Genomic DNA, 17,636 nt, shown 5'->3' on the forward strand with positions numbered 1-17,636 from the left:
TAGTTTTTTTACCATCAAATAATCAACCGCTTTTTTTTAATCTATTGCCCATTTTTCATCTATTTTTTAAGCATGACAAGGCTATCACCAAATGGGTTCTTTTCAATTATTGCCATTATTAGGTGTTACACCATTTAAAATCTGTTTCTTTAGACATTAATAAAGGTATAGAAGGTATAGAAGGTATAGAAGGTATAGAAGGTATAGAAGGTATAGAAGGTATAGAAGGTATAGAAGGTATAGAAGGTATTATGCGATCACAAATAAAACTATCACAATAAATCAATACTCAGAAAGAGCAGTCGCGGAACGATTGCTCTTTCTGATAATGATTATGCGTTTTCAGCTAACCATGCAGGTACATTTTTAACGCTGTCTAAAACAACATCAGCTAAAGCTTCACCTTCTTCAGTAATAGCTTTACCTGTACGTACTAATACTTTGAAAGCAACATCAGCCGCGATTGCCGCTTTCATGTCGTCCGCTTTATCACCAATCATCACTGATTTTGACATATCAATATCTAAATAGCTTTGCGCTGATATCAGCATTCCTGGATTTGGTTTACGACAATCACAATCTTGTAGATATTCACCCTTACCCTCCGTTGCATGGTGTGGGCAATAGTAAATACCATCCAATTCAACACCTTGATCTTCGAAGTTCCAATCCATCCACTCAGTCAGGCTAATAAACTCATCTTCGGTGAACATGCCACGAGCAATACCTGATTGATTGGTAACTAAAACAAGTAAGTAACCCATTTCTTTGAATTTTTTACATGCACCAAAAACACCATCAATGTATTCAAAATCATCAACAGTATGTACATAGCCATGATCGACATTTATTACGCCATCACGATCAATAAAGACAGCAGGTTTGGCCACAAGAAAGCCCTCAACAAGTAGATATTGTGGTGATTATGTCACGAGTTGGCAGCGAAAAGTATTAGTTATCACATTCACAGAGATGATCACGATATTACCAATACTATTCTAAATGCCAATAACCATTTGGACGTCTAGACGTAAAAATAGCTATTGACTTAAAAAGCGATTCACCATAGCATCAGATTAACAGCAATTAAGATGATTTAACTATAATAACCAATAATTAACAACTAATGCAATATAGCATCACTGTCATATAATCATTTCATCTAAGAATCAGGAAGTTCAATGATAGAAATAAAACAAGTAAATAAGGTGTTCTATCAAGGTGAGAAAGCGATTAATGCGCTAAAAGATATTAACCTTACGATTGAACAAGGAACGATTTTCGGGGTGATTGGTTCATCTGGCGCAGGAAAAAGTACCCTGATCCGCTGTGTGAATTTATTAGAAAAACCTACCTCAGGTAATGTCGTTGTCGATGGTATTGACTTAACACAGCTATCATCAAATGAATTGACTTTGGCTCGCCGAAAAATTGGCATGATTTTCCAGCATTTTAATTTACTGTCATCACGGACTGTATTTGCCAATATTGCTTTGCCGTTAGAACTTGCGGGTATATCAGCTCACGACATTAATATCAAAGTAACAGAATTACTATCGCTAGTAGGTTTAGAAGATAAACGTAATAGTTACCCTTCAAATTTAAGTGGTGGTCAAAAGCAGCGAGTAGCCATTGCTCGTGCTTTAGCCTCTGATCCTAAGGTTTTATTGTGTGATGAAGCCACCAGCGCGCTTGATCCAGCAACAACCCAATCAATATTAGCTTTGTTACGTAAAATTAATCAGCAACTTAATCTAACCATTTTATTGATCACCCATGAAATGGATGTCGTTAAAGGTATTTGTCATCAAGTTGCGATCATCGGTGATGGCGAGTTAGTTGAACAAGGTTTAGTGGGTGATATTTTTGCTCATCCAAAAACCGCACTAGCAAAAGCCTTTATTCGCTCAACCTTAGATTTGTCGATCCCTGAAGATTACCAATCACGCTTGACTTCAACCCCAGTAAAAGGCAGTTATCCTTTAATTCGACTGGAATTTACCGGAGACTCTGTTGACGCACCTTTAATTAGTCAAGTAGCACGTGAGTTTAATCTCGACATCAGCATTCTCAGTTCAAATATGGATTATGCAGGTGGAGTCAAATTTGGTTTGATGCTAGCAGAATTCTTTGGTACTCAAACTGCTATTGATGATGCTATTTCTTTTTTACGTGATCATAAATTACAGGTTGAGGTGCTCGGTTATGTCGCTTGATTCAATAACAACATGGTGGCAGAGCAATCAGCGCCTGACTGAATTACTTATCGATGCGCTAGGACAAACATTAACCATGGTGTTTGTGGCGGGTCTGATTGGTTTCATTATTGGAATTCCACTCGGTGTTGCTCTTCACCTCACTAAGAAAAACGGTTTATGGCAAAATCCAGTCTTAAATAAAATACTTGGCATTGTGGTTAATATCGGCCGTTCAATCCCTTTTATTATTTTATTAGTTGCGATTATTCCTTTTACTCGGTTTGTGGTTGGCAGTTCAATTGGTACTGCTGCGGCGATTGTGCCACTTACTGTCGGCGCAATTCCTTTTATTGCTCGTTTAGTGGAAGGCGCATTACTGGAAATTCCAGCTGGACTCATTGAGGCCGCACAGGCAATGGGGGCAACCCCAATCCAAATCATAACCAAAGTGCTATTACCTGAAGCACTACCAGGCATTATTAATGCTGTCACTATTACCTTAGTTACTTTAATTAGTTATTCGGCAATGGCGGGGACTGTTGGCGGTGGCGGTTTAGGCGATGTCGGTATTCGTTATGGCTACCAACGTTTTGACGGCACGGTTATGGCCATCACCGTTATTATGTTAGTTATTTTAGTACAACTTATTCAATCTATTGGAGATCACTTAGTAAAACGTGTTGATCACCGCTAACAACTCAAGCTGTTATTTATTATTTACATAATTAGGGAAAGCCCATTTAAGGAGAAATACTATGGCGTTTAATCTTAAACATCTTTTTGCCATTGCTGGCGTTGCTGCTGCAGTCACACTCGCAGGTTGTAGTGACCAAGAAACAGCTGTTGTTGATAACAATAAAGTAAAAATTGGCGTAATGGCTGGCGCAGAAGAGCAAGTTGCAGAAGTTGCAGCAAAACAAGCGAAAGATAAATATGGACTTGATGTTGAATTAGTCACCTTTACTGATTACGTATCACCCAATGCAGCCTTAGCTGAAGGTTCAATTGATGCTAACGCCTTTCAACACAAACCTTATCTAGAGCAGCAAATTAAAGATCGTGGTTATAAATTTGCGATCGCGGGTAATACCTTCGTTTACCCTATTGCTGGCTATTCAAATAAGATTAAATCGGTTGATGAATTAAAAGATGGCGATCAGATTTCGGTTCCTAATGATCCGACAAACCTTGGCCGTTCATTATTGTTATTACAACAACAAGGTTTAATTACTCTTAAACCTGATGCGGGTTTGACGGCAACGGTATTAGATATTGTTAATAATCCTAAAAATCTTAAAATCGTTGAATTAGAAGCAGCGCAATTACCGCGTTCATTAGATGATGTTGCTTTAGCAATCATCAATACTACTTATGCGAGTAGTCTTAACCTTACTCCAGAAAAAGATGGAGTGTTTGTTGAAGATAAGCAATCACCTTATGTCAATATCATTGTAGCGCGTCAAGATAACGTCAAAGCTGAAAATGTTCAAAAGTTCATTCAAGCTTACCAATCAGACGATGTCTATAATTCAGCCCAAACCATCTTCAATGGCGGTGCTGTTAAAGGCTGGTAATCTCGCCAATTGATACAATCTCCATCAAGAGCAGGCTTCATCGCCTGCTCTTTTTTTATGTTATATTATCAAATTACTTTCAGCTTATAATTGGCTTAATTTGATGGCTTATAGCATTGAACCTATCGGTATTGTCCACTCTCCTTATAAAGAAAAATTCGCCGTTCCTCGCCAGCCAGGATTAGTACCTAGTGCTCGCTGTGAAGTGATTTTACACGATCAGGCTAACTCATTAGATGCAGTACGCGGTATCGAACAATTCAGTCATGTGTGGCTATTATTTTTGTTTGACCAAAACTTAGAAGCTGGTTGGCGACCGACAGTACGTCCACCTCGGCTTGGGGGCAATGAGCGGATTGGTGTTTTTGCCAGTCGTGCGACGTTTCGTCCTAATGGCATCGGCATGTCAGCGGTAAAATTACAAGGCGTTCGTCATTGCAATGGCCAAGTCATTATTGATATTGCCGGTGCCGATTTGGTTGATGGCACGCCAATTATTGATATTAAACCTTATATTCCCTATTCCGACAGTTTACCTGAAGCATTAGGTGGCTTTGCGACCAGCCAACCGGCGACACTTGAAGTGCAATTCGCACCACCTGCATTGCAACAGTTAGCTGGCAAACACGCCGACTATCATCAAGCAGTTATTACTGAAGTACTCGCGCAAGATCCACGCCCTGCGTATAAAAAAGGCAAACCAGACACCAAGCTCTATGCGGTAAACTTATTTGATTTTAATGTTCAGTTTACAGTTGCAGAACCGATCATTACTGTCGTAAGTATCGATACCGTTGTTCAATAACTATTCCAATACAGTTATCTTTGGCGAATAGCGTCGAGACTGGTAATATAGCAGGCTATCGTCATCAAACTGACGGGTGGAACATCAGTTCCTTCTCTTTCCTTTTATCAATAACGGATACCATCAATGCGTACCAGTAAATATCTTCTTTCTACCCTGAAGGAGACGCCAAACGACGCAGAAGTCATTAGTCATCAACTAATGCTACGTGCAGGTATGATCCGTAAGTTGGCTTCAGGTTTATACACCTGGCTACCTACCGGTCTACGTGTGCTGCGTAAAGTCGAAAACATCGTTCGCCAAGAAATCGATAATGCGGGCGCAATCGAAACTTTGATGCCCGTTGTTCAGCCGTTTGAACTATGGGAAGAGACAGGCCGCTCTGAAAAAATGGGCCCTGAACTACTTCGCTTTACTGACCGTCATTTCCGTCCGTTTGTACTAAGTCCAACAGCAGAAGAAGTGATCACTAGTCTTGTACGTAACGAAGTAAGCTCTTACAAGCAACTGCCGCTGAACCTTTACCAAATTCAAACTAAATTCCGTGATGAGCGTCGCCCTCGCTTTGGCGTAATGCGTGCACGTGAATTCTGCATGATGGATGCTTACAGCTTTGATATCGATAAAGACGGTTTACAAAAGTCTTTCGATACAATGCATGCAGCTTACTGTAAAGCCTTTGACCGTATGGGTCTTGAGTACCGCCCAGTATTGGCTGACTCAGGCGCAATCGGTGGTAATGGCTCACAAGAGTTCCACGTACTTGCAGAAAGTGGCGAAGATTTAATCGCATTCTCTACTGAATCTGATTACGCTGCGAACATCGAAAAAGCAGAAGCTATCGCACCTGCTGTTGAGCGTGCACAGCCAACACAAGCAATGACAACCATTGATACACCAACTGCGAAAACTATCGCAGAATTGGTAGAACAACATGGCATTGCTATCGAAAAGACAGTGAAAACATTATTCGTTAAAGCGTCTGATGAAATCGATGCGCCTATCGTGGCATTGATCATTCGTGGTGATCACGAGCTTAACGAAATCAAAGCAGAAAACCTTGTAGAAGTTGCATCTCCATTAGAGATGGCAACTGAAGAACAAATGCGTGAGCTTGTTGGTGCAGGAGCGGGTTCTCTAGGTCCTGTTGGCCTTGAATTACCATTTATCGTTGACCACAGTGTTGCGGTAATGAGTGACTTTGCTGCGGGCGCTAACATCGATGGCAAACACAACATAGGTATCAACTGGGGTCGTGACGTTGAACTTGGCCGTGTTGATGATCTACGTAACGTAGTTGAAGGTGATCCAAGCCCATGTGGTCAAGGCACCTTAATGCTAAAACGTGGTATCGAAGTCGGTCACATCTTCCAGTTAGGCACCACTTACTCTGATAAGATGAACTGTAGCGTTCTTGATTCAAACGGCAAAAATTCTATTCTAGAGATGGGTTGTTACGGTATCGGTGTATCACGTGTTGTGGCATCAGCTATCGAGCAAAACAACGATAAGTACGGCATCATCTGGCCTGACGCACTAGCGCCTTTCCAAGTGGCAATCGTACCGATGAACATGCACAAATCAGAGCGCGTTCAAGAAGCAGCTGAGAAGCTATACGCTGATCTTACTGCAATGGGCGTTGAAGTCTTATTTGATGATCGTAAAGAGCGTCCAGGCGTAATGTTCTCTGATATGGAACTGATCGGTATTCCACATACTATCGTGATTGGTGATCGTAGCCTTGAAAACGGTGAGATGGAATATAAGAACCGTCGTACTGGCACTAAAGAAGCAGTTATGGCTGCTGATGTTATGGACTTTCTTAAGCAAAAAATAGCTTAATTAACAACCATATGATTTTAAAAAGCTGCCAATTTTAGGCAGCTTTTTTTATAGCTAAATTATCACAAACATTTTTTATCTGTTGTGCTGCTATGATAATATTCAACTTAGTAACAACGTAAATATCTTCACCTAAGATCATTTTATTGTGATGTTAGGTGAATATTTTTAGCAAAGGAAAGACTATGCAAGTTTATCAATGTTGCGAGTTAATTCGCGTTACTTACTCTCAAATTGGCAGTGGTGATCAAGGCTATATTCCAACCGCTATCAAGTGCGCAATTAAAACCTTGGATGATATTGCCGCTAATACTGAGTTACCACTCACAGTACGAGAGCAAGCAGCTTTTGCGGCAGCCAACTTACTGATCAGTGATCACGAGGATTAATCGATGAATTTATCAAAATTTGAAACCATGGACACTGTAATGTTGATGAGTATTGTCAATATGAAGATTCGAGATGAATTTAATAACCTTGATAATCTGGTGAAATTTTTTGATATCGACCGTGAGCAACTTATTGCAAAATTAGCCACAGGCGGATTTGATTTCTTACCAGAAGTGCAGCAATTTCGTTAAAGCTGACTTACAAACATCAAATAAAAAACGGCACTTATCAGTGCCGTTTTTTTATACTTGTTAAATAACATCTAGTTGGTGTAATGCCTCAATTAGCCTTTGAATATAGGCAGAACATCAGCCATCGCTAATAAATGAAAACACGCAGTTAAGACTCCAAATATTATTACCGCATACACAGTAACATTGCCACCAGGCACGACAAAACCTTGTATTTCAGGTTGACGTTGGCGTAATTTTTTAGCCAATAATGCGGGAATAATACAAGTCCAGATGGTTGCCGCAGCCCCAGCTAAGCCAATTGCTGCCACAAAACCAAATGGTGCAAATAGTGAAAACACTAATGGTGGAATAAAAGTTACTGCCCATGTTTTAAAACGGCCTTGGTTGGTATCTTCAAAGCCAAATAAATCAGCTAAGTAATCAAATACACCGAGCCCGACCCCGATAAACGATGACACTACCGCCGCAATTGAGAAAATATTAAGTGCTTGTTTAACACTGTTAGAGTTCACCACTCCACCAAGTGCAGTCATTAACGCATCGACACTACCACCAGCAGCAACAATCGGTCCAAATTGTGTGCGGGGTAAGTTACCAAAAATGCACACCACCCAAATCACATAAAATGTTAAGGCAATAAGTGTTCCACCTAAAATGGCATTTTTAGCGCGGTTTTCATCGCGATAATAATCACGCATGGTACTTACTGAGTGATGATAACCAAAAGAGGTTAATGCAACAGGCAAGATCGCAAGTGCATAAGGAGAAAGATCTGCTTGAGAATCAATACTATCAAGTAAAGTCGGCAATTGGATATTAGTCGCAAGCCCTGAAATACCAATCACAAAACTGATAACCATAAATAGAATCAGTAAAATCGAGATACGATCAACAGCTCGGGTTGAGTGAAGCACAAACACAGAAGAAGCGATGACAAATAATACCGAAGCGAGCTTGGGATTAATATTAAGTAAACCACCAAAGATCATACCTGATGAAGAAATATAGGCATAAAGTAAAATGCCACCGACAAAATATAATGATAGGTTATTGATCGCATTGACTTTACCTTTAAGCACATCTTTAGTGATGGTGTTAAACGATACCTTAAAATCATAATGCTTTAATGCTTCAAGTAATAACCATCCAGATAATGTCATCATTACCATCGTTACTGAGATCGCAAGTACCGTCCATAATGTCCATGCGCCAGCACCTGCACTTGGTAACCCCAGCATGCCTGCACCTACACACACACTAGCAATAATGCATGCACCTCCAAGTGTCGATGGTTTACTCATAATCTATCCTTTCTCGCCATTACATTGTATCAGTGAACTAGTACGATAATATTCATCAACCGTTTTAGCAACAAAAGAATAGATATCTGAATAAATATTTATTAAACAACTGCACATGTTAAAAAAATTAACATATACAGATTAATAACTGTTATTAAAACCAACAACTCAACATTTTATGCCCGTAACCATTCAAACTCGACTGCTGTGGTTGTTGTCGAGGACGTGGCAACAAACTCTGCAACCACAAACACCCCAGCTACTGCAACTAATTGCTCACCATAAAATAGCATCGGCGTACGTCGACGTAACCAACTCGGCAGCTGGTATTCTTGCAGCAATTTTTTAAACTTACGCTTACCACTACGTCCTTGAGGCTTTATCTCTGGCCCTAAGTAATCAAATCTTACTGATACTGTTTCATTAGCGTAAGGAGGCCTTAAGGTTGCAGACGCTGTCGGTTTTAGCGCTACCACGCCAAGATCTTGGGGTAGTTGACAGTATTGATTAAGGCGCAATGGTTGCTGCCAATCGCTTATATCAGGCCATTGCTGTAATAAATACAACTGCTGTTGATAGCGACGTACTTGATATTGCTGCCAACACACCTGTGGATTAGCATCCACCTTTGCCAGCACAAGGTTAAACCAAATTTGTTCAAGCTGGGCCAATGAAGGCATGATCACAGCTTGCTGCTTTAACCACTGTCGAATCAATGCCATCCCCAAACGAGCACTGATATTTGCTGCAATACGTAAACTACCATCAGCTTGTCGTGCTTGTTGTAACTGAAAGCTTAACAACTCTTCTAATAAGCCCTCTTGCTCACCACATAAATGCGCACTGCGAGTAACGGCTTTACGTATACCTGGCCAGCGTTCGTTGAGCAACGGAGTTATTTGATGGCGAATAAAATTGCGGTCGTAACGCTGGTCTTGATTACTTTCATCTTCAACCCACTGTAACTGGTGTTGAGCGCCATAAGCTTCAATGTCGGCACGACTAATAGAGAGTAATGGCCGTAAATGCTGCCCGCAAGCAAAGGTTGTTAACACCGGCATTGCAGCTAATCCCGCTGGGCCACTACCGCGTTTTAAGGCTAATAATACCGTTTCAATTTGATCATCGGCATGTTGCGCAGTCAGTAATGTATCACCACATTGAATATGCTGTGATAACGCATAATAACGGGCATCACGCGCGGCTTGTTCGACACTCGCTCCACCGCCTAACTCACACTGTACTCGCTCAATGTCACAACTAATACCACTTGCCATTGCCCAAGTAACGCATTGCTGCGCCCACGTATCTGCATTGGTACTCAATCCATGATGGACATACACTGCATGAGCACGATAATCACGATGTTGTTCAATAAAACGCGCCAATAAATCCAGCATGACCCGTGAATCTAACCCGCCACTTAATGCCAACACTAATCGTTTAGTTGTTGGTGGATTGACAAGTATTTGATGACAAAAATGAGAATACAACATTGGCTTACATCTTTAACAAACAGACTGTCTAGTCTATACCAGAGTCGAATTAACCAATACCAACAAACGGCATTGACTAACATAAACATATAAAAAAAGGCCAGCACTTATGCTGACCTTTTTTAGACGAAGAATAAATAGCGATTAACAGTAACCGTAACTCATTAAACGTTGGTAACGACGCTCAAGTAATTCTTCAGTATCAAGCTGATCTAATTCTTCTAGGGTCGCTTTAATTTGTGCTTTTAACGTATTAGCCATTAATGGCACATTACGGTGTGCACCACCCAATGGTTCTTCGATAATATTATCGATTAGTTCAAGCTCTTTTAAACGAGGAGCCGTTAGTCCCATCGCTTCAGCAGCTTGTGGCGCTTTATCAGCGTCACGCCATAAAATAGATGCACAACCTTCAGGTGAAATCACTGAATAGGTTGAGTATTGCAACATATTAACGCAATCACCGACACCAATCGCTAATGCACCACCAGAACCACCTTCACCAACCACATTACAAATAACGGGTACTGTAAGACCTGCCATTGTTTTTAAGTTAGCTGCAATCGCTTCTGATTGACCACGTTCTTCTGCACCAACACCTGGGTATGCACCCGCAGTATCGATGAAAGTGACAATCGGCATTTTAAAACGCTCTGCCATTTTCATTAGACGCAGCGCTTTACGATAACCTTCAGGTTTTGGCATACCGAAGTTACGTTTCACTTTTTCAGTGGTACCACGACCTTTTTGATGACCAATAACCATAATTGGACGACCATCAATACGTGCAATACCACCAACTAACGCTTTATCATCAGCAAAAGCACGATCACCGGCTAATTCGTCAAACTCTTCAAACATGTGCTCGACATAATCAAAAGTATATGGGCGCTGAGGATGGCGTGCGAGTTGCGCAACCTGCCAGGCACCAAGATCACCAAAGATTTTCTTAGTTAATTCGAGGCTTTTCTTTTCTAGTTGCTCAATTTCTTTTTCAAGATCAACCGAGTTAGATTCGTCACGGCGTGATACATCACGTAATGCTTCAATCTTTGCTTCTAATTCTGCAATCGGTTGTTCAAACTCGAGGAAGTTCAGGCTCATACCACTTAAAATCCTTTTGCTTATTTTAATGATAGGGTTTGGTTATACCCTACCACAAATAACAAGCTAACTTAATTAAACTCAAGCTCGACCTGTTTATCACCTAAGAGCATTTTCAAGTCCGACAATAATTTATCGGCAGGCGTTACGCGCCACTCTGTTCCTAGGGTAAACTTGGCCCGAGCATTCGAGCGCTGATAATACATATGAACAGGAACAGTGCCTGCTCTATGCGGTTCCAACACTTGGCTGAAACGGGAAAAAAATTGTTCGTCGATTTGCTCTTCGGTTACCGAAATAGCGACACCACGAAGATGTTTTTCTCGTGCTTCTGAAATATCGAGCACTTCACGTGCTGACATTCTAAGGCCACCATTGAAATCATCAAAGCTGACCTGTCCAGATACGACCACTATTTTGTCTTTTTCAAGCAAATCGATATAACGATCGAGTGCATCGGTGAATAACATCACTTCCATACGACCCGAACGATCATCTAGCGTCATTAAACCAATGCGGCTACCACGCTTGGTGGTCATCACGCGAGCAGCAATCACAAGCCCAGCCACAGAGGCAACTTTATCACGCCCAGTTTGCTGCGCATCTTTTAATCGCCAAGTAGTGTAATGCTTTAATTCGGAAATATAAGCATTAATCGGATGACCGGTTAAATATAATCCTAATGTTTCACGTTCACCTTCAAGCCAAACACTTTCAGGTGATTCAGGAATATTAGCATAAGCATGCTCAACTTCTTCAGGAGCCGCGGTTAACACCCCAAACATATCAGCTTGACCAAATGCTTCAGCTTGATGATATTGACTGGCCGCTTTGATCGCATCATCCAATGTCGCTAACATTGCTGCGCGATTAGGACCTAAACGATCTAATGCACCTGATTTAATTAATTTTTCAAGCACACGCTTATTGACTTTTTTAGTATCAATTCGAGCACAGAAATCAAATAAATCTTTAAAATGACCGTTTTTTTCACGGGCACTAATGATATTTTCAATCGGCCCTTCACCGACACCTTTAACCGCACCAATACCATAAACGACTGCACCTTCATCATCAACATTGAAGCGGTACAGACCTTTATTCACATCTGGTGGCAATAATTTAAGATTCATACGGTGACATTCATCAACCAAGCTAATGATCTTATCAGTATTGTCCATATCAGCTGTCATTACCGCCGCCATAAACTCAGCCGGATAATGGGCTTTTAACCACAATGTTTGGTACGATACTAACGCATAAGCAGCCGAGTGCGATTTGTTAAAACCATAACCGGCAAATTTCTCTACCAAGTCAAAGATCTTCATCGACAACTCACCATCGACGCCGTTATCGATAGCACCTTGCTCAAATACGGCGCGCTGTTTCGCCATTTCTGAAGGTTTTTTCTTACCCATCGCACGGCGTAACATGTCGGCACCACCAAGGGTGTAGCCCGCCAGTACCTGTGCGATCTGCATTACCTGTTCTTGATACAGAATAATACCGTAAGTGGGATCAAGAATTTCTTTTAATGATTCATGTTGCCATTTTTCATCGGGGTAAGATACTGCTTCTCGGCCATGTTTACGGTCAATAAAGTTATCTACCATGCCTGATTGCAATGGACCAGGGCGGAACAATGCCACCAACGCGATCATATCTTCAAAGCAATCGGGTTGTAGGCGTTTGATCAAATCCTTCATACCACGGGATTCAAGCTGGAATACAGCTGTTGACTCTGAGCGTTGCAACATATCAAATGACTTTTTATCCGCCATTGGAATTGCTGCAATATTGACAGGCTCTAACCCTTGCGCTTCAAGACGTGGGTTAATCATCCCTAACGCCCAATCAATAATGGTTAATGTTCGTAGACCCAAGAAGTCAAATTTCACCAGTCCTGCAGTTTCAACATCATTTTTATCAAATTGAGTAACAGGGTTATTTCCTTCCGCATCACAATACAGTGGCGCGAAATCGGTAATTGTGGTTGGTGAAATTACCACACCACCGGCGTGTTTACCTGCGTTACGCGTCACCCCTTCAAGAATGCGACACATATCAATCAGATCACGAATTTCCTCGTCAGCTTCATAAGCTTGGCCGAGTTGCGGCTCTGCTTCAAACGCTTTTTCAAGCGTCATTCCAGGTTCTGCTGGAATTAATTTAGAAATACGATCAACAAAACCATACGGATGTCCCAGAACACGACCAACATCACGAATAACCGCTTTAGCTGCCATAGTACCAAAGGTTATGATCTGTGATACCGCATCACGACCATACATTTCAGCCACATGATCGATCACTAAGTCACGCTTATCCATACAAAAGTCGATATCAAAATCGGGCATCGATACACGTTCAGGGTTCAAGAATCGTTCAAAAAGCAAGTCAAATTCTAGCGGATCAAGATCGGTAATTTTAAGCGCATAGGCCACTAATGAACCAGCACCAGACCCTCGACCAGGACCAACAGGCACGTCGTTATCTTTTGACCACTGAATAAACTCCATAACGATCAAGAAATAACCAGGGAAACCCATTTGGTTAACCACTTTTAATTCGATATCGAGACGTTCATCATATTCAGGGCGACGCTGAGCACGCACATCTGGATCTGGGAATAAAAATGCTAAACGCTCTTCAAGTCCCTGTTTAGATTTAACAATCAAAAAGTCTTCAATGCTCATGTCACCGGTCGGGAAATTCGGCAGGAAATATTCCCCTAAACGCACAGTAACATTACATCGTTTGGCAATTTCTACCGAGTTTTGCAGAGCTTCAGGAATATCAGCAAACAACTCACACATTTCATCTTCACTGCGCAAGTACTGCTGTTCACTATAAAGCTTAGGTCGATTAGGATCGACCATAGTATAACCATCATGGATTGCGACTCGAATCTCATGGGCATCAAATTGGTCGGCACGAAGCAAGCGCACATCATTGGTGGCAACCACGGGCAAATCATATTTTTCGGCAAGTTCAATCGCAAAATGAAGGTAAGCATCTTCATCAGCACGGCCAGTACGCACCAACTCTAAATAATAACTGTCTGGGAAATAGGTTTGATAAAAAGCAACACAAGTATCTGTTAGCTGTTGATTACCTTTGAGTAATGCACGACCAACATCGCCTGTTCTACCACCGGATAAAACAATTAACCCTTCACGATGTTTAATCAGCCACTCTTTATCTATCACGGGTTGATGCTGAACATGACCACGCTGATACGCTTCTGAAATTAATAATGTTAGGTTTTTATAGCCTTCATTATTGGCAGCAAGAATGGTGAGTTCAAATAATTCATCGCCCATGTCTTGGCTTTGTACTTTAAAATCAGCACCAATAATCGGCTTGATGCCCTCATCGTGGGCAGCGAAGTAAAATTTCACTAAACCACATAGGTTAGTAAAATCGGTGAGAGCCAATGCTGGCATGCCAAGTTCAGCAGCGCGCTTAACGATAGGTTTCACTTTCGCCAAGCCATCGATCATTGAATAATCACTATGAACTCGAAGGTGGATAAAACGTGGTTCTGCCATGACAACCTAATTCATTACATTACTTAATTAACAAAAATTATACCCGATCGGGACGTAATTCGTCGTATAAAAAAAGGCGATACCAAATGGTTCGCCTTTTTATCACCCAATCATCGAGGCTTAATCAAGACCCAATACGCGTTTAACAGGTTTAAAACTTTTTCGATGCTGTTCAATCGCACCGTATTGTTCTAAAGCAGCAAAATGGGCTTTGGTTGGGTAGCCTTTATGCTTTGCAAAACCATACTGCGGAAATTCAGCATCAAGAACTTCCATCTCACGATCGCGAGTCACTTTAGCAATAATGGATGCCGCACTGATTTCAGCCACTCGTAAATCGCCTTTTACCACAGCTTGTGCAGCCATAGGTAATACTGGGGTTTTATTGCCATCAATCAATACAAAATCAGGTTGGATATGAAGTCCAGCGACTGCACGCTGCATGGCGACCATCGTCGCTTGTAAAATATTTAGCTGATCAATTTCATCTGCTTCACAACGACCAAGAGACCACGAAAGTGCTTTTTGTTTAATTTCATCAAACAGCAGGTTACGTTTTTTCTCACTGAGTTTTTTAGAATCAGTTAACCCTTCTATCGGGTTATTTGGATCTAAAATTACCGCAGCTGTCACCACCGCCCCCACTAATGGACCACGCCCGACTTCATCAACACCCGCAATACACTCGGCTTGCGGATAGACAAAAGGAGGAAACTCTTGCTTTTCAGCCATAATAACTATGCCTTATTGATTAATGCTAATACCGCTTGTGCCGCTTGTTCGTCTGCATTACAACGAATAGTTTTATGCATTTGTTCAAACTGAGCCATCAATGCTGTGGTGTCACCATAAAGAATTTTATCTACTTCATCGAACAACTTCTCAGGGATACAATCTTCCTGCAGCAACTCAGTGACTAATTCACGATCAGCCATAATATTAGGCAATGATACATATTTAGTCTTTAGCATTCGCTTAGCAATCCAAGCTGTTAGTGGTTTTACTTTATAGCCAACGACCATTGGACGCTTCACTAGCATGCACTCTAATGCCACCGTACCTGAAGCTAATAACACCGCATCAGCAGCAATCATCACATTCCGGGCAGTGTCATCGACCAACACAAAATCTAATTCAGGGGCTGTTTGTTGCCATGCTTGTTCAAATTGAGCACGACGTTTTTCATTCACCAACGCCACCACAAAACCTAATTCAGGATGTTTTGCTTTAAGTTGCTGACAGGTTTGAATAAACGGCTCAGCAAGCATTGCCATTTCACTACCACGGCTACCAGGCAGTACCGCCAACCAGCGCTTAGTGGGATCTAAACCAAGTAACTCACGTGCCGCAACTTGATCGGTTTGAAGTGGAATAGCATCAGCCATGGTATGGCCGACAAACTGACAAGGCACATTAAACTTATCGTAAAATGCTTTTTCAAATGGCAGAAAAGCCAGTACTAAGTTAGTTGCCGCTTCAATTTTAAAGATCCGCTTTTGACGCCATGCCCATACTGACGGACTGACATAATGCACGGTTTTAATACCACGATCTTTTAAATCTTTTTCTAAGCGTAAGTTAAAATCAGGTGCATCGATACCAACAAACACGTCCGGCGGGTTATCGCTAAAATGCTGTACCAATTCGGCTTTAACTTTAAATAATCGCGGCAAACGACCAAGAACCTCAACAATCCCCATCACCGCAAGCTCTTCCATATCAAACAGAGCTTCACAGCCTTGTGCTTGCATACGAGGTCCTGCAACACCGACAAATTCAGCATCAGGATAGCGCACTTTTACCGCTTGAATAAAACCGGCACCTAAAATATCGCCGGAGATTTCTCCGGCGACAATTGCTATTCGAAGAGGCTTCGTCATTAGCGAATAATACCGCGTTCTGAATTATCAAGCACCTCAGAGAAACGTGCCACTGATGGCCACTCTTGCGCCATTTCAGCAAGCACAGGCTTCACTTCAGCCAATGTTTTCCCTGAGCGATAAATCTCTTTATAGGCACGACGAATAGCATGTAATTCTGGCTTTTCAAAACCATTTCGTTGCAGGCCAACGATATTAAGTCCAAACGGTTTAGCATGATTACCTTGCGCCAACACATAAGGTGGCACATCTTGTACGACCGCGGAACAACCACCGATATAACTGTAAGCACCGACAGTACAAAATGGGTGAATCGCTGATAATGCCATCACGCCAGCGTAATCACCAACAGTAACATGGCCACCTAAAATAGAGTTATTACCAATATGAGTGTGATTACCAACAACAACATCATGCGCAATGTGAGCATTAACACACAATAGATTGTCATTACCCACAACCGTCACACCTTTATCTTGAGTGGTGCCTCGGTGGATCTGCACGCTTTCGCGAATCACGTTGCGATCGCCGATTTCTAAGCGGGTCGCTTCGCCACTAAACTTCTTGTCTTGACACTCTTCACCAACAATTGCAAATGGGAATATACGGTTATCTTTACCGATAACAGTTGGTCCTTTGATGACAACATGAGACATCACCTCAGTGCCTTCACCAATTTCAACCCCTGTTGCAATATAAGTAAATGGGCCAACAGTGACGTTAGCGCCAATGATTACCCCATCTTCAATCACTGCAGATGGATGAATTTTTGCACTTTCATGAATCATGAGAATACTCGTCTTGCACACTTAAGTTCTGCTGAACATACAGTCTCGCCATCAACTTTAGCGATACCATTAAATAGCGCAATACCACGACGCTCTTTAATAAATTCAACTTCTAGAATCATTTGGTCACCAGGTACTACTGGCTTACGAAACTTTGCTTTATCAATACTTGCAAAGTAGTACAGTTCATTTTCAGCAGGAGCACCAAAGGTTTTAAAGGCTAATAAACCAGTCGCTTGTGCCATCGCTTCTAAAATTAATACACCAGGAAATACCGGCATTTTAGGGAAATGACCCGTAAACTGTGGTTCGTTAACTGAAACATTTTTAATCGCAGTTAGAGTTTTACCTTCATCATAATTGGTAACACGATCAATCATAAGAAATGGGTAACGATGAGGAAGAAGTTCCTGAATTTCGGTGATGTTTAACGTCTTATTTTCGGTCGTCAAAACTAAATTCCTGTTCTAAAAACATGTAAAAAAATATGCTATGAAAATGCAAAATGGCCTA

The 17,636-nt window shown here is 41.5% G+C and carries 17 protein-coding genes; 8 read left to right on the plus strand and 9 right to left on the minus strand.

Annotated elements, in window-relative coordinates; genetic code table 11:
- Positions 1–122: 122 nt before the first annotated feature.
- A complete protein-coding gene (locus BTN98_RS20310; protein WP_156451839.1) occupies positions 123–281 on the plus strand; it encodes a hypothetical protein in 159 nt (52 codons plus the stop codon).
- A 51-nt stretch (positions 282–332) separates the two neighbouring features.
- Here the strand turns inward: BTN98_RS20310 and gmhB are convergent, their stop codons facing one another.
- Positions 333–890, minus strand: coding sequence for a D-glycero-beta-D-manno-heptose 1,7-bisphosphate 7-phosphatase (gene gmhB, locus BTN98_RS09450; RefSeq protein WP_060998733.1), 558 nt, complete (start codon positions 888–890; stop codon positions 333–335).
- A gap of 291 nt (positions 891–1,181) precedes the next feature.
- Between gmhB and metN the strand changes: the two genes are divergently transcribed.
- The 7 genes from metN to BTN98_RS09485 all read left to right on the plus strand — a co-directional run bounded on the left by metN (position 1,182) and on the right by BTN98_RS09485 (position 7,000).
- Positions 1,182–2,216, plus strand: a complete 1,035-nt coding sequence (gene metN / locus BTN98_RS09455) for a methionine ABC transporter ATP-binding protein MetN (RefSeq protein WP_060998734.1) — start codon at positions 1,182–1,184, stop codon at positions 2,214–2,216.
- Positions 2,206–2,892: a methionine ABC transporter permease gene (locus BTN98_RS09460; RefSeq protein WP_060998735.1), complete on the plus strand. Its 687-nt coding sequence runs from the start codon at positions 2,206–2,208 to the stop codon at positions 2,890–2,892. The genes metN and BTN98_RS09460 overlap by 11 nt, the downstream gene beginning before the upstream one ends.
- Before the next feature lie 61 nt (positions 2,893–2,953).
- Positions 2,954–3,772 carry a MetQ/NlpA family lipoprotein gene (locus BTN98_RS09465; RefSeq protein WP_060998736.1) on the plus strand — a complete coding sequence of 273 codons (819 nt, stop codon included), beginning with the start codon at positions 2,954–2,956 and terminating at the stop codon, positions 3,770–3,772.
- 103 nt (positions 3,773–3,875) lie between these two features.
- A complete protein-coding gene (gene tsaA / locus BTN98_RS09470) occupies positions 3,876–4,577 on the plus strand; it encodes a tRNA (N6-threonylcarbamoyladenosine(37)-N6)-methyltransferase TrmO (RefSeq protein WP_060998737.1) in 702 nt (233 codons plus the stop codon).
- Positions 4,578–4,703: 126 nt separating this feature from the next.
- Positions 4,704–6,419, plus strand: a complete 1,716-nt coding sequence (locus BTN98_RS09475) for a proline--tRNA ligase (RefSeq protein ID WP_060998738.1) — start codon at positions 4,704–4,706, stop codon at positions 6,417–6,419.
- A 185-nt stretch (positions 6,420–6,604) separates the two neighbouring features.
- Positions 6,605–6,808, plus strand: a complete 204-nt coding sequence (locus BTN98_RS09480; protein ID WP_060998739.1) for a YaeP family protein — start codon at positions 6,605–6,607, stop codon at positions 6,806–6,808.
- 3 nt (positions 6,809–6,811) lie between these two features.
- On the plus strand, positions 6,812–7,000 hold the full coding sequence (locus BTN98_RS09485) for a DUF4250 domain-containing protein (protein WP_060998740.1): 189 nt from the start codon (positions 6,812–6,814) through the stop codon (positions 6,998–7,000).
- 92 nt (positions 7,001–7,092) lie between these two features.
- On the opposite strand, the gene BTN98_RS09490 is transcribed toward BTN98_RS09485, so the two are convergent.
- The 8 genes from BTN98_RS09490 to fabZ all read right to left on the minus strand — a co-directional run bounded on the left by BTN98_RS09490 (position 7,093) and on the right by fabZ (position 17,575).
- Complete coding sequence (locus tag BTN98_RS09490) at positions 7,093–8,304, minus strand: aromatic amino acid transporter (RefSeq protein ID WP_060998741.1); 1,212 nt, start codon at positions 8,302–8,304, stop codon at positions 7,093–7,095.
- 176 nt (positions 8,305–8,480) lie between these two features.
- Complete coding sequence (gene tilS, locus BTN98_RS09495) at positions 8,481–9,800, minus strand: tRNA lysidine(34) synthetase TilS (RefSeq protein ID WP_060998742.1); 1,320 nt, start codon at positions 9,798–9,800, stop codon at positions 8,481–8,483.
- Positions 9,801–9,944: 144 nt separating this feature from the next.
- The gene (gene accA, locus BTN98_RS09500) at positions 9,945–10,904 is read right to left on the minus strand and encodes an acetyl-CoA carboxylase carboxyl transferase subunit alpha (protein ID WP_060998743.1); all 960 of its coding nucleotides are present in this window, start codon (positions 10,902–10,904) and stop codon (positions 9,945–9,947) included.
- A gap of 71 nt (positions 10,905–10,975) precedes the next feature.
- A complete protein-coding gene (gene dnaE / locus BTN98_RS09505; RefSeq protein ID WP_060998744.1) occupies positions 10,976–14,455 on the minus strand; it encodes a DNA polymerase III subunit alpha in 3,480 nt (1,159 codons plus the stop codon).
- A gap of 120 nt (positions 14,456–14,575) precedes the next feature.
- Positions 14,576–15,187, minus strand: a complete 612-nt coding sequence (rnhB, locus tag BTN98_RS09510; RefSeq protein ID WP_060998745.1) for a ribonuclease HII — start codon at positions 15,185–15,187, stop codon at positions 14,576–14,578.
- A gap of 5 nt (positions 15,188–15,192) precedes the next feature.
- Positions 15,193–16,335: a lipid-A-disaccharide synthase gene (gene lpxB / locus BTN98_RS09515; RefSeq protein WP_060998746.1), complete on the minus strand. Its 1,143-nt coding sequence runs from the start codon at positions 16,333–16,335 to the stop codon at positions 15,193–15,195.
- Entirely contained in the window at positions 16,335–17,123 is a 789-nt protein-coding gene (gene lpxA / locus BTN98_RS09520; protein ID WP_060998747.1) for an acyl-ACP--UDP-N-acetylglucosamine O-acyltransferase, read from the minus strand. The genes lpxB and lpxA overlap by 1 nt, the downstream gene beginning before the upstream one ends.
- Entirely contained in the window at positions 17,120–17,575 is a 456-nt protein-coding gene (gene fabZ / locus BTN98_RS09525) for a 3-hydroxyacyl-ACP dehydratase FabZ (RefSeq protein ID WP_060998748.1), read from the minus strand. Before fabZ ends, lpxA begins: the two co-directional genes overlap by 4 nt.
- Between the last annotated feature and the right edge of the window lie 61 nt (positions 17,576–17,636).

Source organism: Photobacterium aquimaris (assembly GCF_002954455.1).
GTDB lineage: Bacteria > Pseudomonadota > Gammaproteobacteria > Enterobacterales > Vibrionaceae > Photobacterium > Photobacterium aquimaris.